This window comes from Streptomyces muensis, from assembly GCF_021474425.1.
Taxonomy (GTDB): domain Bacteria; phylum Actinomycetota; class Actinomycetes; order Streptomycetales; family Streptomycetaceae; genus Streptomyces; species Streptomyces muensis.
The window spans coordinates 17,492-36,040 of the sequence record NZ_JAKEIP010000067.1 but is presented as its reverse complement, the minus strand read 5'-3'; the positions used below and the strand labels follow the sequence as shown (position 1 = coordinate 36,040).

At 70.9% G+C, this 18,549-nt stretch carries 18 protein-coding genes; 12 read left to right on the top strand and 6 right to left on the bottom strand.

Features of this window, described 5'->3' with window-relative positions:
* Positions 1–29 precede the first annotated feature (29 nt).
* Positions 30–920: an ABC transporter permease gene (locus L0P92_RS18320; protein WP_234763817.1), complete on the bottom strand. Its 891-nt coding sequence runs from the start codon at positions 918–920 to the stop codon at positions 30–32.
* A gap of 404 nt (positions 921–1,324) precedes the next feature.
* Between L0P92_RS18320 and L0P92_RS18315 the strand changes: the two genes are divergently transcribed.
* The 3 genes from L0P92_RS18315 to L0P92_RS18305 all read left to right on the top strand — a co-directional run bounded on the left by L0P92_RS18315 (position 1,325) and on the right by L0P92_RS18305 (position 5,309).
* Positions 1,325–1,891 (top strand): PadR family transcriptional regulator, encoded by a 567-nt coding sequence (locus L0P92_RS18315; RefSeq protein ID WP_234763816.1) that lies wholly within the window; start codon positions 1,325–1,327, stop codon positions 1,889–1,891.
* Positions 1,892–1,971: 80 nt separating this feature from the next.
* A complete protein-coding gene (locus L0P92_RS18310) occupies positions 1,972–3,705 on the top strand; it encodes an acyl-CoA dehydrogenase family protein (protein ID WP_234763815.1) in 1,734 nt (577 codons plus the stop codon).
* A 251-nt stretch (positions 3,706–3,956) separates the two neighbouring features.
* Positions 3,957–5,309: a PP2C family protein-serine/threonine phosphatase gene (locus L0P92_RS18305; RefSeq protein ID WP_372497283.1), complete on the top strand. Its 1,353-nt coding sequence runs from the start codon at positions 3,957–3,959 to the stop codon at positions 5,307–5,309.
* A gap of 13 nt (positions 5,310–5,322) precedes the next feature.
* Here the strand turns inward: L0P92_RS18305 and L0P92_RS18300 are convergent, their stop codons facing one another.
* Positions 5,323–6,132: a universal stress protein gene (locus tag L0P92_RS18300; protein ID WP_234763814.1), complete on the bottom strand. Its 810-nt coding sequence runs from the start codon at positions 6,130–6,132 to the stop codon at positions 5,323–5,325.
* Between the two features lie 263 nt (positions 6,133–6,395).
* Here L0P92_RS18300 and L0P92_RS18295 point away from each other — a divergent pair, with 263 nt between their 5' ends.
* The 6 genes from L0P92_RS18295 (at position 6,396) to L0P92_RS18270 (ending at position 10,284) form a co-directional block, all read left to right on the top strand.
* Entirely contained in the window at positions 6,396–6,737 is a 342-nt protein-coding gene (locus L0P92_RS18295) for an ArsR/SmtB family transcription factor (protein ID WP_234763813.1), read from the top strand.
* The gene (locus tag L0P92_RS18290; protein WP_234763812.1) at positions 6,734–8,446 is read left to right on the top strand and encodes a SulP family inorganic anion transporter; all 1,713 of its coding nucleotides are present in this window, start codon (positions 6,734–6,736) and stop codon (positions 8,444–8,446) included. The genes L0P92_RS18295 and L0P92_RS18290 overlap by 4 nt, the downstream gene beginning before the upstream one ends.
* A 76-nt stretch (positions 8,447–8,522) precedes the next feature.
* Positions 8,523–8,933, top strand: a complete 411-nt coding sequence (locus tag L0P92_RS18285; RefSeq protein ID WP_234763811.1) for an ATP-binding protein — start codon at positions 8,523–8,525, stop codon at positions 8,931–8,933.
* A 36-nt stretch (positions 8,934–8,969) separates the two neighbouring features.
* A complete protein-coding gene (locus L0P92_RS18280) occupies positions 8,970–9,371 on the top strand; it encodes an STAS domain-containing protein (protein ID WP_234763810.1) in 402 nt (133 codons plus the stop codon).
* 38 nt (positions 9,372–9,409) lie between these two features.
* A complete protein-coding gene (locus L0P92_RS18275) occupies positions 9,410–9,760 on the top strand; it encodes a zinc ribbon domain-containing protein YjdM (protein ID WP_234763809.1) in 351 nt (116 codons plus the stop codon).
* A gap of 161 nt (positions 9,761–9,921) precedes the next feature.
* Positions 9,922–10,284 (top strand): ArsR/SmtB family transcription factor, encoded by a 363-nt coding sequence (locus tag L0P92_RS18270; RefSeq protein ID WP_234763808.1) that lies wholly within the window; start codon positions 9,922–9,924, stop codon positions 10,282–10,284.
* Positions 10,285–10,382: 98 nt separating this feature from the next.
* Here L0P92_RS18270 and L0P92_RS18265 read toward each other — a convergent pair whose 3' ends face one another.
* Entirely contained in the window at positions 10,383–10,634 is a 252-nt protein-coding gene (locus L0P92_RS18265; protein WP_234763807.1) for a hypothetical protein, read from the bottom strand.
* 308 nt (positions 10,635–10,942) lie between these two features.
* On the opposite strand from L0P92_RS18265, the gene L0P92_RS18260 reads away from it, so the two are divergent.
* On the top strand, positions 10,943–11,671 hold the full coding sequence (locus L0P92_RS18260; RefSeq protein WP_234763806.1) for a VOC family protein: 729 nt from the start codon (positions 10,943–10,945) through the stop codon (positions 11,669–11,671).
* On the opposite strand, the gene L0P92_RS18255 is transcribed toward L0P92_RS18260, so the two are convergent.
* The gene (locus L0P92_RS18255; RefSeq protein WP_234763805.1) at positions 11,655–11,831 is read right to left on the bottom strand and encodes a hypothetical protein; all 177 of its coding nucleotides are present in this window, start codon (positions 11,829–11,831) and stop codon (positions 11,655–11,657) included. The genes L0P92_RS18260 and L0P92_RS18255 overlap by 17 nt on opposite strands.
* A 243-nt stretch (positions 11,832–12,074) precedes the next feature.
* Here L0P92_RS18255 and L0P92_RS18250 point away from each other — a divergent pair, with 243 nt between their 5' ends.
* On the top strand, positions 12,075–13,715 hold the full coding sequence (locus tag L0P92_RS18250) for a B12-binding domain-containing radical SAM protein (protein WP_234763804.1): 1,641 nt from the start codon (positions 12,075–12,077) through the stop codon (positions 13,713–13,715).
* A gap of 184 nt (positions 13,716–13,899) precedes the next feature.
* Positions 13,900–15,771 carry a serine/threonine-protein kinase gene (locus tag L0P92_RS18245; protein WP_234763803.1) on the top strand — a complete coding sequence of 624 codons (1,872 nt, stop codon included), beginning with the start codon at positions 13,900–13,902 and terminating at the stop codon, positions 15,769–15,771.
* Positions 15,772–15,858: 87 nt separating this feature from the next.
* On the opposite strand, the gene L0P92_RS18240 is transcribed toward L0P92_RS18245, so the two are convergent.
* Together L0P92_RS18240 and L0P92_RS18235 are read right to left on the bottom strand one after the other, a co-directional pair.
* The gene (locus L0P92_RS18240; protein WP_234763802.1) at positions 15,859–17,118 is read right to left on the bottom strand and encodes a cysteine desulfurase; all 1,260 of its coding nucleotides are present in this window, start codon (positions 17,116–17,118) and stop codon (positions 15,859–15,861) included.
* Positions 17,105–18,496 (bottom strand): family 2B encapsulin nanocompartment shell protein, encoded by a 1,392-nt coding sequence (locus tag L0P92_RS18235; RefSeq protein ID WP_234763801.1) that lies wholly within the window; start codon positions 18,494–18,496, stop codon positions 17,105–17,107. The genes L0P92_RS18240 and L0P92_RS18235 overlap by 14 nt, the downstream gene beginning before the upstream one ends.
* Between the last annotated feature and the right edge of the window lie 53 nt (positions 18,497–18,549).

Sequence of the window (18,549 nt, the reverse complement as noted above, 5' to 3'; positions counted from 1 at the left end):
CGCCCCCGCGCGCCCGCTACGGGGGGGGTCTACGCGCGACCGCGCCAGGGCACGACAGCGCGTTCCAGGCGCAGCAGGAGGCCGTCGATGATCAGGCCCGAGATGCCGATGGCGATGATGCCGACGAGCACCACGGGGGTGTTGTTGTAGTTGGCGGCGTCCTTGACCATGCCCCCGATACCGGGGAGCCCGTTGACCAACTCGGCGGCTACGAGGGAGGAGTAGGCCACCCCCACGGCCAGCCGGACCCCGGTGAGCGTCTCCGGCAGGGCGGACGGGACGACGACGTCCCTGACGACGTCCCATCGCGACGCCCCGAGTGCACGGGCCGCCTCGACGAGGTGCTTCGGTACGGCCGCCACGGCCGTCGTGGTCGACACCGCCACCGGTGGGAAGGCCGCCACCGCCAGCAGGGTGACCTTCGGCTCCTCGTTGATGCCCAGCCAGATGATGAGCAGGGAGAAGTACGCCAGCGGCGGCAGCGTCCGCAGGAAGGTGATCCAGGGTTCGAACAGGGAACGCACCCAGCCGACGGTGCCCATGAGCAGCCCGAACAGCACTCCGAGAGCGATGCCGACGCCGGCCCCGATCGCGATGCGCCGCACGCTGATGCCCAGGTGTTCGACGAGGTAGGTGCCGTTGTAGCCGCGGACGCCGTCGTGCGTGGTGGACACGGTGAGGAACGCGTCCCACACCCTGGCCGGCGGTGGAACCAGTGTCTCGCTCCACGTTCCGCTCGCCGCGAGCAGTTGCCACACGACGAGGAAGAGCAGGAGCGAGCCGAGCGGCAACGCGACATGGCGTGCGCGTGCCCACAAGTCCCTGACGGGCGCGTTGGGTTGTGGCGGCACCTCGGCAGATGGTGTGAGGTGGTCAGGCTTGGACGGAGAGGGTGATACGGACACGGGAGCGTCCTCCATGGGGGCGCCGGGACATGAGCGACTGCCGTCGACCGACATGAGCGGCCGGCCCCGAGCGAGATCGATGCCGAACGAAGCGGAGAGCACCCGGCGACAGGGTGCGTGAGGGAACGAGCCACGCCCGCGCCGAAGGACACCTGGCGCGGGGCGTGTCGGAAAGAGCTACGTCAGCAACAACACGAGCCCGGGCGTCGGCACAGGTCGATGACCAGGCGTCGCACCAAGGGCTCGGGAATCATGGCCCTTTTCTACAACAGTCCCAGCTCCGCACCAAGAGGCGTCCACTCCCTGGAACGGAGAACCTCGTCCCTGCCGGTCCGCGACCTCGCGGCACCGCGTGAGCTCTGTCTCACCCGGGCGGCGGCACTTGGCTATGCAACGAGTTGCATATGAGGATCGGGGGTATGGCGCTTGAGCACGCGATCCTCGTCTCCCTGCTGGAGAAGCCGGGTTCCGGATATGAGCTGGCCCGGCGTTTCGAACGGTCCATCGGGTACTTCTGGACGGCCACGCACCAGCAGATCTACCGCGTTCTCAAGCGCATGGAGGGCGACGGCCTGCTCGCTGTCCGTGCGTTGGAGCAGCAGAGCCGGCCGGACAAGAAGGAGTACTCCGTCGTGGGCCCCGGCCGTGCCGCCCTCTCCCAGTGGCTGCACGAACCGATCGAACCCGAGAGCATCCGGCACGAACTCGCCGTGAAGATCCGCGGCGCCGCCTTCGACGACCCGTCCCTGCTGATCCGGGAGGTCGAACGGCACCGCCAGGCGCACAGCGACCGTCTCGCCCACTATCTCGCCGGTGAGCTGCGCGACTTCACCGGACCCGAGGCCCCCACACCGCTGGACGCCGGTCAGGAGCTGCAGCATGTCGTGCTGCGCGGCGGCATCGCGTACGAGCGGATGACGATCGCCTGGCTCGACGACGTACTCGCCACCCTCCGCCGACTCGGCACGCCGCACCCCCGGCCCTGAGCGCCCGGCCACCACCACAGCGCGCGCCCCGCGACCTTCGTTCCCACACCCTCACCCTCGACCCCGGAAGGCGGACCTCCATGGCCGACTCCCTCCTCTTCAACCCGCGCACCTACGACCCGGCGCAGTTCGACCCCGAGACCCGCAGGCTGCTGCGCGCCACCGTCGACTGGTTCGAGGACCGCGGCAAGCGCAGGCTGATCGAGGACTACCGTTCCCGCGCCTGGCTGGGCGACTTCCTCGCCTTCGCCGCCAAGGAAGGGCTGTTCGCCACCTTCCTCACCCCGGCGTCCGCCGCCGGGCACCAGGACCCCGGCAGCAAAGGCCAGCGCTGGGACACGGCCCGGATCGCCGCCCTCAACGAGATCTTCGGGTTCTACGGCCTCGACTACTGGTACGCCTGGCAGGTCACCATCCTCGGTCTCGGACCGGTCTGGCAGAGCGACAACGCCGCGGCCCGCACCCGCGCGGCCGAACTCCTCGCCCAGGGTGAGGTGTTCGCCTTCGGCCTCTCCGAGAAGACCCATGGCGCCGACATCTACTCCACCGACATGCTGCTGACGCCGGACGGCGACGGCGGCTTCACGGCGACGGGTTCCAAGTACTACATCGGCAACGGCAACGCCGCCGGACTCGTCTCGGTCTTCGGCCGGCGCACCGACATCGAGGGCCCGGACGGCTACGTCTTCTTCGCCGCCGACAGCCGCCACTCGGCCTATCACCTCGTGAAGAACGTCGTCGACTCCTCGAAGTACGTGAGCGAGTTCCGCCTCGACAACTACCCGGTGAGCCCGGACGACGTCCTGCACACGGGCCGCGCCGCCTTCGACGCCGCCCTCAACACCGTCAACGTCGGCAAGTTCAACCTCTGCACCGCCTCCATCGGCATCTGCGAGCACGCGATGTACGAGGCGGTCACCCACGCGCACAACCGCATCCTGTACGGCCGCCCCGTCACCGCCTTCCCGCACGTGCGCCGCGAGCTCGCCGACGCGTACGTCCGCCTCGTCGGCATGAAGCTGTTCAGCGACCGCGCCGTCGACTACTTCCGCTGCGCCTCGCCGGACGACCGCCGCTACCTGCTCTTCAACCCGATGACGAAGATGAAGGTGACCACGGAGGGCGAGAAGGTCATCGACCTGATGTGGGACGTGATCGCCGCCAAGGGCTTCGAGAAGGACAACTACTTCGCCCAGGCCGCCGTCGAGATCCGCAGCCTGCCCAAGCTGGAGGGCACGGTCCACGTCAACCTCGCGCTGATCCTCAAGTTCATGCGCAACCACCTCCTGAACCCGGCCGAGTTCGCGCCCGTGCCGACCCGCCTCGACGCGGCCGACGACACGTTCCTCTTCGAGCAGGGACCGGCCCGCGGCCTCGGCTCCGTACGCTTCCACGACTGGCGCCCCGCCTACGACGTATACGCCGGCGTGCCCAACGTCGCCCGCTTCCGGGAGCAGGCCGACGCCCTGTGCGAGTTCGTCACCACCGCGGCACCCGACGAGGAGCAGAGCCGCGACCTCGACCTTCTGCTCGCCGTCGGTCAGCTGTTCGCGCTGGTGGTGCACGGTCAGCTGATCCTGGAGCAGGCCCGCCTGACGGGCCTCGACGAGGACGTGCTCGACGAGCTGTTCTCCGTCCTCGTCCGCGACTTCTCCGCCTACGCCGTCGAACTGCACGGCAAGGACTCCGCCACGGCGGCACAGCAGAACTGGGCGCTCGGCGCGGTCCGGCGTCCCGTCGTCGACGAAGCGCGTTCGGGACGCGTCTGGGCACGTGTCGAGGCACTGTCCGGGGCGTACGAAATGGCGCCCTGACAGCACGGCCGGCGGGCTCGTCGAGACACGGCGGTCCTGGTCCGCGGGTGCGGTGACGCCCGTACCCGGGCCGCCGTGGCACTCTCCGGGGGGGCGCGTCGGCGCCCGTCTGGGCCGAGCGGCTCCCCCTTTTCACCGGAAAGTGTCATCGGCGGAGCAGTGGGATCGCGATCCGTCACGATCCTCGGAAACGTGGCGATGAGAGGACCGCGGCCGGTCGATGCCCGTTCGGCGGGGAGGAGTCCGCATTGGTGTGCGACGAGGAAGGGGCGGGCGACCCCGAACTTCCGGCTGGCGCCGATCCGGCCCCGCCGTCGGATGTCCGGCTGGAGGAGATCGCCGCGCAGCTGCGGGAGCTGGCCACCGCCAAGGACCGGTTGCAGGGTCTGCTGAACGCGGTGCTGGTGATCAGTCAGGAGATGCATCTGCCCGCGGTGCTGCACCGCATCGTCACCACCGCCATGGAACTGGTCGGAGCACGCTACGGGGCGCTCGGGGTGCTGGACGAGTCCGGGGAGCAGTTGGGGCAGTTCATCACGGCGGGGCTGTCGGAGTCCGAGCGCGCCGACCTGTCGGGGATCGAGTTCCCGCGCGGCCGCGGGGTCCTGGGCCACATGATCCACCACCCCGAGCCGCTGCGCGTCGACGAGATCCCCTCCCACCCGGCCTCGGTGGGGTTCCCGCCCGGCCATCCCCACATGCGCACCCTCCTGGGCGTCGCCATCAGCGTCCGCGGCACCATCTACGGAGACCTCTACCTGTCCGAACGCCGTGACGGCAGGCCCTTCGACCGCGACGACGAGGACATCGTCGTCGCCCTGGCCGGCGCCGCGGGCATCGCGATCGAGAACGTCCGGCTGTTCGAGCAGGTCCGCGACAGCGCCGAACACTTCCAGCGGCTCCTCCTGCCCACGCTGCCCGACCTGAGCCCCTTCACTGCCGCGGTCGTCTACCGCCCGGCGCTCACCCCGGCCCACCTCGGCGGAGACTGGTACGACGCCCTCTGGCTGCCCGACAACGCGTGCGCCGTAGTGATCGGCGACGTCGTCGGCCACGACATGAGCGCGGCCGCGGCCATGGCACAGACCCGCAGCATGCTGCGCGCCCTGCTGTTCGACCGGCTCACCCCGCCCAGCAGCGTGCTCACCCAGCTCGACCGCGCCCTGTACGCCATCACCGACCTGCCCGTCACCACGGCCTGCCTCGCCCGCATCGAACCCGCCGAGGACGGCTGGCGGCTGCACTGGAGCACGGCCGGTCACCTGCCGCCGCTGCTGATCGGCCCCGACCGGCACACGCAGTACCTCGACGGCGAGCCGGGCCTGCCGCTCGCGGTCGACACCGGCCAGGCCCGTCCCGACCACGTCCACCCCGTGCCCCCCGGTGCCACCGTGGTCTTCTTCACCGACGGCCTCGTCGAACACCCCGACCACCCCATCGACGACGGCCTGGCAGAGCTCGCCGAACGCGCCGCCGAACAGGCACATCTGCCGCTGGACGACTTCGTACGGCATCTCGCCGACCACCACCCCAGCGACGGCCACGACGACATCGCCCTCCTGGCCCTGCGCACCCCGCGCGACCGGGACCAGGCAGGGGCGTGACGACGCGGGCCGGTCACCCCTCGCCGCGGACGACCGCCACCGGGCAGTGCGCGTGGTGCAGTACCGCCTGGCTCACCGAGCCCAGGAGCAACCCGGCGAAACCGCCGTGCCCCCGGGCGCCGACGACCATCAACCGGGCGTTCCCGCTCGCCTCGATCAGCGTCTCGCGGGGTTCGCCGCTCAGCACTTCCTGCCTGACCACGACGTCCGGATACCGCTCCGTGAAGCCGGTGAGCGCCTGGGCCAGCAGACGCTCGGCGCTCTCCACACCGGTGCCGGGCGGCGCGTAGTCCGGCAGCCAGACGTGCACGGCGCGGATCTCCGCCGTGCGCAACGCGGCCTCGGCGAAGGCGAACTCCACCGCCGACCCGCCCACGGGTGAGCCGTCGACGGCCAGCACGATCGGCCCGGCGCCCGTCGGCTCCTCGCGGACCACCATCACCGGACACTCGGTGTGGGCGGCGAGGGACACCGCCGTCGAGCCCAGCAGCATCCCGACGAAGCCGCCGACCCCCCGTGCACCGACGACCATCAGGTCAGCGGCCCGCGACTCGGCGGCCAGCACCTCCACCGCGCCGCCCGCGACGACCGCGTCGGTGACCTCCAGGCCGGGCGCCACCGCACGGGCGTGATCCGCCGCCTCACCGGTCAGACGGTCGAGCGGCGCCGGATCCGGCTGTGTGTACATCGGCCTTCCCGACCGGCTGAAGGCATGCACCACATGCAGCCCGGCACCGCGCCACCGCGCCTCCCGGGCGGCCGCTTCCACCGCCGTACGGCACGACGCCGAGCCATCCACCCCGACGACCACGAGCTTCCCCACGGGACCTCCTCCAGCATCGGAGCGCGACCCCTCGCCTGTCCAAGGATCACTCCGGCGGCAGCCTGCTGCCACCTGGCCGGGAGACGGCCGGACCCGCCGTCCCGACAACCGTCGCGGCTCTCCGGGAACCCTTAGACCTGCTGAATTGCAAAATTTCGCAATTGGTTAGATGCTGTGATGGCTGTGTCCGCCATCCGGTAGCCCGCGGACACAGCTTCTCGTGTCCGCCCCGGGGTGGGGCTTGTTGGGGAAGCCGAGGCACCGTGTCCGTTCCGCTGTACCAGGCCAAGGCCGAGTTCTTCCGCATGCTGGGGCATCCCGTACGGATACGGGTTCTGGAGCTGCTGCAGGACGGGCCGAAGCCGGTACGGGAACTGCTCGGCGAGATCGAGGTCGAGCCGTCCAGCCTGTCGCAGCAGCTCGCCGTGCTGCGCCGCTCCGGGATCGTCACCGCGACCCGGGAAGGCGCGACCGTCGTCTACGCGCTGTCCGGCGGGGACGTCGCCGACCTGATGAAGGCCGCGCGCCGGATCCTCACCGAGATGCTCGCGGGGCGCAACGAGCTCCTGGCCGAGCTGCGGGACGCCGAGGTCACCGCGCGATGAGGACGGCGTTCGTGCGGATCGCCGCACTGCTGCCGGGGCGCGTGGATCTGGCGGACCTGCGCCGGGACCCCCGGCGGGATCTGCTCGCCGGTCTGACGGTGGCGATCGTGGCACTGCCGCTCGCGCTGGGCTTCGGCGTCTCCTCCGGGCTCGGCGCGGAGGCGGGCCTGGCGACCGCCGTGGTCGCGGGCGCGCTCGCCGCGGTCTTCGGCGGGTCCAACCTGCAGGTGTCCGGGCCGACCGGAGCGATGACGGTGGTCCTGGTGCCGATCGTCGGCGAGTTCGGACCGGCCGGGGTGCTGACGGTCGGGCTGATGGCGGGCGCCCTGCTGATCGCCGTGGCCGCGCTGCGGGCCGGGAAGTACATGCAGTACGTGCCCGCGCCGGTCGTCGAGGGCTTCACCCTCGGCATCGCCTGTGTGATCGGGCTCCAGCAGCTCCCCAACGCCCTCGGCGTGCCCAAGCCCGACGGCGACCGGGTGCTGGTGGTGGCCTGGCGGGCGGTGGAGGAGTTCGCGCGGCATCCGAACTGGACCGCGGTCGGCTTCTCGGTCGCGGTGGCCGTGGTCATGCTGGCCGGCGCCCGATGGCGACCGACGGTCCCGTTCTCGATTCTCGCGGTCGTCGCGGCCACCGTCGTGGCGCAGGCCGCCGGTCTCGACGCGGCGACGCCGATCGGTGACCTGCCCTCCGGGCTGCCCGTGCCCTCCTTGTCCTTCCTCGACCTCGGATCGCTGGGCACCCTGCTCGCCCCGGCCGTCGCGGTCGCCGCGCTGGCCGCGCTGGAGTCGCTGCTGTCGGCCTCGGTGGCCGACGGGATGACGGTCGGCCAGAAGCACGATCCGGACCGGGAGCTGTTCGGACAGGGCGTGGCCAACCTCGCCACCCCTCTGTTCGGGGGTGTCCCGGCGACCGGCGCCATCGCCCGCACCGCCGTCAACGTCCGCTCCGGCGCGAGTTCACGGCTGGCCGCCCTCACCCACGCCGCCGTACTCGCCGTGATCGTCTTCGCGGCGGCGCCCCTCGTCTCGAAGATCCCGCTCGCCGCGCTGGCGGGCGTGCTGCTGGCCACCGCGGTCCGCATGGTCGAGGTCGGATCGCTGAAGGCGATGGCGAAGGCCACCCGCTCCGACGCGCTGATCCTGGTCCTGACGGCGGTCGCGACCTTGGTCCTGGACCTGGTCCTCGCGGTGATCATCGGCCTCGCCGTGGCGGGCGCCCTCGCGCTGCGGGCCGTGGCCAAGCACGCCCGCTTCGACCAGGTGCCCCTCGACCGGGGCGACCACAGCGCCGAGGAGCACGCGCTGCTCGCCGAGCACATCGTGGCGTACCGCATCGACGGACCGCTGTTCTTCGCCGCCGCGCACCGCTTCCTGCTGGAGCTGACCGAGGTGGCCGACGTCCGGGTGGTGATCCTGCGCATGTCGCGGGTGTCGACGATGGACGCCACCGGGGCCCTGGTCCTCAAGGACGCGGTGGAGAAGCTGGAGCGACGCGGAATCCGCGTCCTGGCCTCCGGTCTGCGTCCCGGACACCGTCAGGTCCTCGACTCGGTGGGCGCGCTCGACCTGCTGCACCGCGACGGCCGCGAGTACGCCACCACGCCCGAGGCGATCCGCGGTGCCCGCGACCACCTGGAGACGGCCGGCGTCCTGACCGTCGTCGCCCCTCGGTCGGCCAGGACCGCCGACGAGGAAACGGCCCGATGAGCACGCCGCCCGACGCCCTGCCGCACCCGCACCCCACGTCCGTGGCCGGTCTCCGACCCGCCCGCATGGAGAGAAGATGAGCTCCGTTCTCGATGCCCTGCCGTACCGGCATGTGCTCACGCTGCCCAACGAGCCGTCCGCCGTCCGGCTCGCCCGCGAGACCGCGGAGCAGGCGCTGGTCGAGTGGGGGATAGGCCTGCACCGGCCCGTCGTGGACGCGGCGCTGCTGATCCTCAGCGAACTGGTGACCAACAGCGTCCGGCACGCCGCCGAGGAGTCACCGCAGATCATGGTGATGTACGCGGCGAGCGGCAGCCACCTGGCCTTCGCCGTGCACGACCGCCACGCCCACCAGCCACCGCTGCACCGGGCCGACACCGGTACCGGTCTCGGCACCGTCATGGAGCTCACCCGGCAACTCGGCGGCACCGCCGCCGTGCACGGCGACCCCGACGGCAAGAGCATCTGGATCACCCTGCCCCTTTGACCCCGACGGGCAGCACACGCAAGGAAGTTCACCATCATGACCATCGAGTGGCACTACGCCGTCGAGGACACCTTCGGGGTCCTGTCCGTCGCCGGCCATCTCGGCCCGCAGGCGGCGCGCCGCTTCAGCGGAGCAGTCGGCTGGGTCGTCGCCCGGGGCACGGGGCCGGTCATCGTCGACCTGACCGAGCTGCGCGGCTGGTCGACCGAGGGCCAGCTGGCCATCATCGAGGCCGCCCGACGCCTCGCCGACGCCGGACGCGGCCTCGAACTGGCCGCCATCCCGGCCGACGGCTCCCTCGTCCCCGACGGCGACTGCCCCGACATCCCGGTCCACCACGACCTGGCCACCGCCCTCGCCGCGCACACCCGGAACCGGGAAGCCGCGGACGACGGCCAGCAGCAGGCGTGGCGCACCGACGGCTGGCCCGCCGGCTGACACCATCCCGATCGAGTGATCCAGAAGAGGACCGTGCAATGAGTGAAGCTCTTCCTTCCTGCCCCGAGTGTTCCGGCGTCTACACCTACGCGATGGGCACGCTCCTGGTCTGCCCGGAGTGCGGGCACGAGTGGTCACCGGCCGACGAGGCCGAGGACGGCGGCGGGGAGAAGGTGATCAGGGACTCGGTCGGCAATGTGCTCGCCGACGGAGACACCGTGACGGTGGTCAAGACGCTGAAGGTCAAGGGCAGCCCGACCGGAATCAAGGCCGGCACCAAGGTGCGCAACATCCGGCTCGTCGACGGCGTGGACGGCCATGACATCGACTGCAAGGTCGACGGCTTCGGGGCCATGCAGCTGAAGTCCAGCGTGGTCAAGAAGGCCTGACGTCCCGGCCGGCCGCTGTCCGGGTTCCTCCATGCGGGTTCGGCGCTGACCGTGGCACAGGCGAAGATGGACCGCATGTCCGTGACGAGTGGGTGGATGCGACAGGCCGGGGCTGCCCGGCCTACGGGGCCGTGCCGTGGTGCCGGGGAGGCGACGGCACGATGAGCACGCCGCTGTACCAACTGAAGGCCGAGTTCTTCAAGACACTCGGTCATCCGGCCCGTATCCGCGTTCTGGAGCTGCTGAGCGAGCGAGAGCACGCCGTCGCCGAAATGCTGCCCGAGATCGGCATCGAACCCGCGCATCTCTCCCAGCAGCTCGCGGTGCTGCGCCGGGCGAACCTGGTCGTGACCCGCAAGGAGGGCTCGACCGTGTACTACTCGCTGACCAGCCCGCACGTGGCGGAGCTGCTGCGGGTGGCGCGCACGATCCTGTCCGGGGTGCTGGCCGGACAGGCGGAACTGCTCGCCGACCTTCGGGGCGGGCAGGAGGAGGCGGAGCCACGCCCTGGCGCGGGGTCCTAGCCCGCCGGCGTTCACGCCGGCCCGTACCTACGAATGCCCCTGCCCCGCACCTGGAGTACCGAGGTGCGGGGCAGGGGAATGGAGCGTCGGCCTCGTCCTCAGAATCCGCCGGCCTGGTCGAACACGGAGCCGCCCTGGCCGAAGCCGGAGGAGTCCTGTCCGAAACCGGAATCGTCCTGGTCGAAGCCGGAGTCGCCCTGGTCGAGGCCGGGGGCGGCCGGAGAGCTGGTCCCGGTCCCGACTCCGAAGCCGCCCGTCTCGTCGTGCTCGTCGGCGAGCGCCTGGCCCGCGCCTCCGAGCAGAACAGTCCCGGCGACAGCGATGGCGGCCAGCGCGGTACGTGTGCGCATAAGCGTCTCCTTCGGTAGGTGTGTGCTCGCCACCAGGTGTGCCGCCCGCCCGCATGGCAGAAGCGCCGGCGTGGGGACAAACACCCGAACAGGGGGCCCACATGACGCAGGCAGCGCACGCGAGGGCTGCATCTGGCGCCCGACCGCCTGGCCGCACCGAGCCCGGGGCGCCCTGGACGAGAACGGTCCCATCGCGGGAAATACTCGGCTGCGACCGAGGCCGATCCGCCCCTAGGATCCTCGTTCGAGGCGCTGACGGGGCGCCCTGCCGGCCGCCGGCACTCAACGGACCGAGGACGCGTGGCGCAATGAGCAGCCGACTCTTCGCAATCTCCTTCGACGCGCACCAGCCCGAGCGTCTGGCGCGGTTCTGGGCGGGTGTCCTGGACTTGGAGAAAGCCGAGGACTCCGGCGACGGCGTCACCCTGCTGTCCGGGAACGACGCCGGCTACCGACTTGGCTTCCGTCCCTCCCCGGCGCGGAAAGTCGCCCAGAACCGGCTGCACTTCGACCTGACGAGCACCTCCGCCCAGGACCAGCAGGAGACCGTGACGAGGGCGCTCGACCTCGGTGCGCGGCACGCCGACGTCGGCCAGGGACCGGACGCCTCCCATGTGGTGCTCGCCGACCCCGAGGGCAACGAGTTCTGCGTCCTCGAGCCCGGCAACAACTTCCTCGCCGGCTGCGGCTTCCTCGGCGCGCTCGCCTGCGACGGTTCACAGGCGGTGGGCTACTTCTGGAGCGAGGCGCTGGGCTGGCCGCTGGTCTGGGACCAGGACGAGGAGACCGCCGTCCAGTCGCCGAACGGCGGCACGAAGATCACGTGGGGCGGCCCGCCGCTGATGCCGGACGCCGGCAAGGACCTGCACTTCGACCTCGTGCCGGACGACGATCCGGAAGCGGAGGTCGAGCGCCTCCTCTCCCTCGGGGCGAAGCGCCTCGACGCCGCCCCCGCAAGGGACGGCGAGGTGCTGCTGGCCGACCCCGACGGCAACGAGTTCCGCGTGCTCGGGACGCCCCTCAGTCGTCGCCCTTGACGATGTTGTCCTCCGGGCCGCCCCTCGGCTGTCCGCCGTCCCCGTCCGTCGCCATGGCCCGTACGCAGGTCCGGATCTCACGTCCGCGCAGACGGCGGGCCTTCGCCCATCCCGTCTCGGGCCGACGTACGGTACTCGCCTTCCTGACCTGCGTAGTCATGGTGCGTCATCTTCCTTCCGGTCCGCTACGGCAGCCCGAGTCCCCGTTTGCCGCGTTCCGAAACCCGCCCCGGCGGCGGAGCGGCCGACCCGAGGGTGCCGCGAGCGGCTTTGATGAGTGCCAAACGTCTTGGGCATACGGTTGCTGTTGTTTTGCCACCTTCCGATTCTGTCCAACTCCCCCTGGGCGCAAGGTAGTACGGGCGCGGCAACCCACCGCCTCTCCTGCATCGAGGAAGGCCGCATGAACGTACTGCTGATCTCAGGACTCGGACCCGAGTACCCCAACCACTCCCTCCTGGCCGGCTCCACCTTCGAGGCCCTGACCGACCCCGGCAGGTTCCGCGACCGTGCCGGGGAGATCTCCGACCTCACCTCGCTCCACGCCGAGGTGAACGGCGTGCGTCTGCCCCTGCTGCGGCCGCGCACGGGCGCGAGCGGGATCCGCGCGGTCTCCTCGGTCCGGCTTCAGCACGTGGAGAAGGACGACGAGACGGCGACCGCGCCGCATCTCACCACCTTCACCGTCCGCGCCATCCTGGAGGCCGCGGGCGTCGACCACGACCACTTCCCCGCCGAGGGCATCTGGAACGGTTCGCCCGCCGACCCGTCGTCCGGCTCCTACGACGTCGTCCTGCTGTCGACGACGTTCATCTGGGACCGGGCCACGATGGCCAAGGCCGTCGCCTGGGTCGAGGAACGGTTCCCGACGGCGACCCTCGTCCTCGGCGGTCAGTACAGCAACCTGAAGTTCCAGCAGATCCTGGACGCCCACCCGTTCGTCCGGTACGTCGTCCGCGGCGACGCCGAGCCGGCCCTGACGCCCCTCCTCGACGCCCTGCGGCTGGGGGAGTCGGTGGCCGCGATACCCAACCTGGTCTGGCGCGACCAGGACACCGGCCGTATCCGGCTGACCGGCATCCACTACGCCGACCTGGAGGCGCTGCCTTCGCCCGCCCCGGCGGGCAGGTTCCCCGTCATCCCGTACGAGTCGATGCGCGGCTGCCCCTTCACCTGCAAGTACTGCTCGTTCCCCGCCGCCTCCCCGAAGTGGCGCTACAAGTCGGCGGAGAAGATCGCCGGCGACTTCGCCCGCTACCGCGACGAGCACGGGGCGCAGTACATCAAGGCACTGGACTCCACCTTCACCGTGCCACCCACCCGCCTGCGGGCCCTGTTACCCCTGCTGAGGGACACCGGCGTCGCCTGGGAGGCCTACACACGCGCCAACTCGCTGCGCGACCAGGCGGTCGTCGAGGCGTTGGGCGAGGCCCACTGCCGGGCGCTGGCCATCGGCTTCGAGTCGATGAACGACACCACGCTGACCTACATGAACAAGAAGGTGAAGGCGCACGCCAACCGCACCGCGTTCGAACTGCTCTCCCACAGCCCCCTGCACTACTTCGTGTCCTTCATCGTCGGCTACCCCGGCGAGAGCCCCGAACTGTTCGAGGACACGCGGTCCTTCCTGGTCAACGAGTACTCCGGCCCGTTCGCCCTCTACGTCTTCATGCTCAACGACGAGACGATGCCGGTCTGGCAGGACGCCGAGCGCTTCGACCTGAGGGTCCATGACGCGGACGGCGACGCCGAGCACTGGTCGCACACGGGCATGGACAGCACCACCGCCCGCCGGCTCCAGCTGGAGACCCTGCGCGAGGTCCGCTGGAAGAACGACCGCGCCATCCAGCGCACCTGGCAGCGCGACTACGAACTTCCCCTCCTGCCGGACCGCTCCACGGCCGAGAACTCCGTCGTCGAGAAACTCGTCGACCGCCTCGGCATGGCAAGCGCCGACTTCCCGAACCCGACGACAGCGGCCACCCACCGAGCCGACCTCCTCGGACAGCTCGCACCTCACGGGGTGACGTCGGCGGGGGTGTGACACCAGGAGGACGACGCCCGGCGGCGGGGCAGGGTGCTCGCCCGCACGGGTTGCCCTGGCCCCTGTCGCGGTGCGTGTCGGGTGGGCCTGCCCGTGCGAGGGAGCACCATGTCATCCGGGGCGTGTCGGTGGTTTTCGATCGGGATCGTTCGGCCTGCGGGGTCGGGCGTTACGGAGGTCTGCCTTGGCGGAGGGCAAGGGTGCCGAGCGCCTGGTGGCGGGGCGGTACCGGCTGCTGCGCAGGCTCGGGGCCGGTGGAATGGGGCGGGTGTGGCTCGCGCACGACCAGATGCTCGACTGCGAAGTCGCCGTCAAGGAACTCGCTCTGCCCGAAGGCGTCCCGGAGCAGCAGCTGGGCGCCCGGATCGCCCGTGCGCGGGTCGAGGCGCGGCATGCCGCCCGGCTGCGCGGGCATCCCCACGTGGCCACCGTCCACGACGTCGTGGAGGAAGACGGTCTGCCCTGGATCGTGATGGGGTTCGTGCCCGGGGCGGAGGATCTCGCAGCGGTCGTGCGCGACCACGGGCCGCTGTCGCCCGCGGTGACCGCGCGTATCGGTGTGGCGGTACTCGACGCGCTGACGGCAGGTCATCGGGCGGGGATCCTGCACCGGGACGTCAAACCGGCCAACATCCTGCTGACCGGGCCAGGCGCACAGGCCGCGGGCGACGCGGCGGGCGGACAGGTCCTGCTGACCGACTACGGCATCTCGCTGGAGCCGGACTCGGGTGAGACCCGGCTGACCACGACTTGGGGGGTTGTCGGAACCCCGGGCTTCCTGGCGCCGGAGCGCGCTCGCGGAGTCCCGCCCAGTCCGGCCTCCGACCTCTTCTCCCTCGGCGCCACTCTGTACTACGCCGTGCAGGGGACCGGGCCGTTCGACCGGCCGACCCCCTTTGAGACACTGTCGGCCCTGCTCTTGGAGGATCCCCCACCGCCGTCCAGGGCGGGGGAGCTGAGACCGGTCCTGGACGGTCTGATGGCCAAGAATCCCGAACAGCGGATGGGCGGCGACGAGGCCATGCGCATGCTCGCCGCGCTCACCGCCACATCGCGCGCGGAACCGGCAGCGCACAGGGCGGTGATCCCCGAGATGGAGACGACACCGCTGCCCGAGGAGTCACCACCCTCGCAGCCCTCTCCGGGCCCACCGCCGGCCGAAGGAGGCTCCTCACCCTCTCGGACTCCGTCGCGGCTGAGGAGTCTCCGGCGCGCCAAGCTCCCTTCCGCCCGGGGGTGGGTCGTCATCGCCGCCGTGCTCGTGCTCGTCGGCGGCGGCGTATGGGTGGGGGCGGCACTGCTCGACAGCCCTGACAGCCCACCGAAGTCGGATCGACTCGCGCCGTACGGGGACCAGGTCGGACTGACCCGCGAGCTGAAACCCGGGGACTGTGCCCACGCCTCCTGGCCCGAGGGGAGGCTCAAAGGCCTGCCCAGGCTGAGGATCGTGGACTGTCAGGCGTTCCCGGACAGCCAGGTCCTCGATGTGAACGCCGGCACGTCCCTGGCCGACGCGAGGGCCAACGGGCCGGGGATCTGCACGGGACTGCTGCGGGACACGGTGCGCAAGATGGTCGACGTCCAGCCCTACGCGCTGGTTCCCAGCGAGGCCGGATGGGACAACGGCGTGCGGAACACCGCCTGTCTGCTCTTCGGGAAGACCGTCAGCCTCTACGGCCCGGTGGGCGACTATCGGCGGCACGGTGAGCAGATCGTCGTCGAGAACAGCGCGATCGGCGACTGCTACAACCTGAGGAAGCTGGAAGAACACAACTACGCACATCTCCTGGTGGACTGCGCCGAACCGCACGAGTTGCAGGGCCTGGGCTATGTGAAGGCACCCCAGGGCCTCAAGTTCGACTCCTGGGACGCGATCTATGACCTGTGCGTCCGCCGATACGGCTCCTACAAGAGCTCGACCCGTGAGTTGTATGGCTGGAACCATGCGGAGGACACCTGGAACCAAGGGTTTCGGTATGCCATGTGTCTGCTCGCGATGCCCGAAGAGGGCCAGAAGCTCCCGCCCGGCTCGGTCGTACGCACGCCTGGGGACTGACGGACCGGTGCCGCGCCCGACACGGGAAGCGGGGTCCGCTCGGCCCTCGTTCCGGCCGAGCGGACCCCGTGAGGGCTTCTCCCGTTGTCAGGTGCTCTGTCGCAGTCTGTGCAAGGACGCGACCAGTTGGTCCACCTCGTCGTAGGTGTTGTAGAGGGCCAGGGAGGCGCGGGCCGCCGAGGCCAGGCCGTAGTGGGCGAGGGCCGGTTGGGCGCAGTGGTGGCCGGCCCGCACGGCGATGCCGTCGTGGTCGAGCCAGTCGGCGACCGCGGCCGGGTCCTGGCCCGCGAGGGTGAAGGTGAGGACGGCGATCCGGTCGGGTGCCGAGCCGATCAGCTCCAGGCCGGGGACCGTGGCAAGGGCCTGGAGCGCGTACGCCATGAGCTCTTCCTCGTATGCGGCGACGGCCTCACGGTCCAGGGAGGTCAGCCAGTTCACGGCGGCGAGCAGGCCGATGACGCCGGAGATGTGCCCGGTGCCGGCCTCCATCCGGTGCGGGGCGGGCGCGAACGTGGTGTGTCCGAAGTCCACGGACTCGATCATGTTGCCGCCGCCCTGCCACGGCGCCAGGCCGGAGACGAGGTCCGGCCTCACGTACAGCGCGCCGATGCCGGTCGGCGCGAACAGCTTGTGGCCGGAGAAGGCGTAGAAGTCGGCGTCCAGGTCCTGTACGTCGACCGGGAAATGGGCCACGGCCTGAGCGCCGTCCACCAGGACCTTTGCGCCGTAGCGGTGGGCCAGTGCCGTCATCTCCTTGACGGGCGGGACGGTGCCGAGGACGTTCGAGGCGTGGCTGATCGCGACGAGCTGGGTCCGGGAGGACAGCAGATCGGCGTACGCGTGCTGGTCGATCTCCCCGTCGGAGGTGAGCGGCACCGGCACGACCCTGGCCCGGGTCTCCTTGGCGAGCAACTGCCACGGGACGATGTCCGAGTGGTGTTCGAGGACGGGGACGAGGATGTCGTCCCCGGGACCGAGGTTGGCCCGGCCCCAGCTCCGCGCGACGAGGTTGACCGCCTCCGTGGTGCCGCGCACGAAGACGATGCCGTCGGGGCTCGGCGCGCCGAGGAAGTCGGCGACCGCGGACCGGCCCGCCTCGTACGCCTCGGTGGCCTCACGGGCCATGGTGTGCGCCCCGCGGTGGATGTTGGAGTTGGCCGCGCCGTAGTACGCGGTCAGCGCCTCGATGACCTGGCGGGGTTTCTGCGTGGTGGCCGCGTTGTCGAGCCAGACGAGAGGGTGGCCGTTGACGGTCCGGTGCAGGATCGGGAAGTCGTGGCGCACGGACTCGGCGGTGAAGGGAACCGGTCGGCGGGGGAGCGCGGCCGTGACGTCAGGCGTAGTCATGGTACTTGGCCACCTCGACGTTCTGGAGTACGGCGATGGCGTCGTCCACCAGCACCGCGGTGTTGAAGTAGGCCGTCATCAGGTAGGACGTGATGCCCTTCCGGTCCATGCCCATGTTCCGCATGGACAGGCCGGGTTCGACCTCGTCCGGCACGGCGGCCGGGCGCAGTCCCACGACGCCCTGCTCGGCCTCACCGGTCCGTATCAGCAGGATCTCGGTCGTACCGGCCGCCTCGCCCGAGCCGTTCGGACACGGCACCTTGTCGGAGGGCAGCAGCGGCACTCCCCGCCAGGTCAGCAGCGGGCTGCCGAACCTGCTGTCCGTCACCGGGGGCACCCCGCGCCGCGTGCACTCCCGGCCGAACGCGGCGATGGCCCGCGGGTGCGCCACGAAGTACGCCGGCTGCTTCCACACCCTCGCGAGCAACTCGTCCAGGTCGTCCGGGGTGGGGGCGCCGGTTCGGGTCTGCACGCGCTGACCCGCCGTAACATTGTGGAAGAGCCCGAAGTCGGGGTGGTTGAGCATCAGGTTCTCCTGGCGCTCGCGCAGGGCCTGCACGGTCAGGTGGGCCTGGGTCCGCGTCTGGTCCATCGGCCCGTTGTAGAGGTCGGCGACGCGTGAGTGCACCATCATCCGCGTCTGGGCCAGCGTCATGTGGTACTCGCGGGGCGCGTCCTCGTAGTCGACGTAGGTGCCCGGCAGGTCGACCTCCCCCACATGACCGCCGCTCAGGTCGATGGGTGCCTCGGTGCCGGGCGCGGGCATCCCGCCGGCGGTGTACGACTCCACCGCGCCGCGCAGCGCCTCGTCACCCTCGACGAGCCGGGCCAGCGCGGAACGCTCGGCGCGCAGGGCGACGCCGGGAGTGACGGCCTTGACGGCGTACGGCATGGGCTCGTCCCGGGTCCACGCCGCCAGGTCGAAGTACTGCCCGTCGCCGACGACCTGGATCAGCGCCTCGTCGCCGTACCGCCCGGCCGCGCGCTTCTCGGCCCGGCCCCGGACGATCACCCACAGATGCGCGGCCGGGTCGCCCTCCTGGACGAGCACCTGCCCGGCCTCGAAGCTCATCTCGGTGAAGGCGTCGGCCAGTTGGCCCAGGAGCGCGTCATCGGACTCGCGCAGATAGGGGATCTCGCGTAAGTCACCCGGCACGACTCGCGGACGTCCGCCGTCGCTGTGGCTGCTGATGCGGTCGTCGCCCAGGACGTAGGTGCGGCGCCGGTTGACGCGGTACACACCGGATTCGACGTCGACCCACGGCAGGGCGCGCAGCAGATAGCGCGGGGTGATGCCACGCATCTGCGGGGTCGTCTTCGTGGTCGTCGCGAGTTGCCGGGCGGCCTCGGGGCTGAGGCTGATGCGGTCGGTCGTCACGGGGTTCTCCTCGAGTGGACGGCTCCGGGAGCGGACCTCCCTGGAGCGAGCCC

What these genes read in the sequence shown, in the direction of transcription:
- L0P92_RS18320 (WP_234763817.1), bottom strand. Translation starts at nt 920, where the DNA reads ATGGAGGACGCTCCCGTGTCCGTATCACCCTCTCCGTCCAAGCCTGAC.
- L0P92_RS18315 (WP_234763816.1), top strand. Translation starts at nt 1,325, where the DNA reads ATGGCGCTTGAGCACGCGATCCTCGTCTCCCTGCTGGAGAAGCCGGGT.
- L0P92_RS18310 (WP_234763815.1), top strand. Translation starts at nt 1,972, where the DNA reads ATGGCCGACTCCCTCCTCTTCAACCCGCGCACCTACGACCCGGCGCAG.
- L0P92_RS18290 (WP_234763812.1), top strand. Translation starts at nt 6,734, where the DNA reads ATGAGGACGGCGTTCGTGCGGATCGCCGCACTGCTGCCGGGGCGCGTG.
- L0P92_RS18285 (WP_234763811.1), top strand. Translation starts at nt 8,523, where the DNA reads ATGAGCTCCGTTCTCGATGCCCTGCCGTACCGGCATGTGCTCACGCTG.
- L0P92_RS18280 (WP_234763810.1), top strand. Translation starts at nt 8,970, where the DNA reads ATGACCATCGAGTGGCACTACGCCGTCGAGGACACCTTCGGGGTCCTG.
- L0P92_RS18275 (WP_234763809.1), top strand. Translation starts at nt 9,410, where the DNA reads ATGAGTGAAGCTCTTCCTTCCTGCCCCGAGTGTTCCGGCGTCTACACC.
- L0P92_RS18270 (WP_234763808.1), top strand. Translation starts at nt 9,922, where the DNA reads ATGAGCACGCCGCTGTACCAACTGAAGGCCGAGTTCTTCAAGACACTC.
- L0P92_RS18265 (WP_234763807.1), bottom strand. Translation starts at nt 10,634, where the DNA reads ATGCGCACACGTACCGCGCTGGCCGCCATCGCTGTCGCCGGGACTGTT.
- L0P92_RS18260 (WP_234763806.1), top strand. Translation starts at nt 10,943, where the DNA reads ATGAGCAGCCGACTCTTCGCAATCTCCTTCGACGCGCACCAGCCCGAG.
- L0P92_RS18255 (WP_234763805.1), bottom strand. Translation starts at nt 11,831, where the DNA reads ATGACTACGCAGGTCAGGAAGGCGAGTACCGTACGTCGGCCCGAGACG.
- L0P92_RS18250 (WP_234763804.1), top strand. Translation starts at nt 12,075, where the DNA reads ATGAACGTACTGCTGATCTCAGGACTCGGACCCGAGTACCCCAACCAC.
- L0P92_RS18240 (WP_234763802.1), bottom strand. Translation starts at nt 17,118, where the DNA reads ATGACTACGCCTGACGTCACGGCCGCGCTCCCCCGCCGACCGGTTCCC.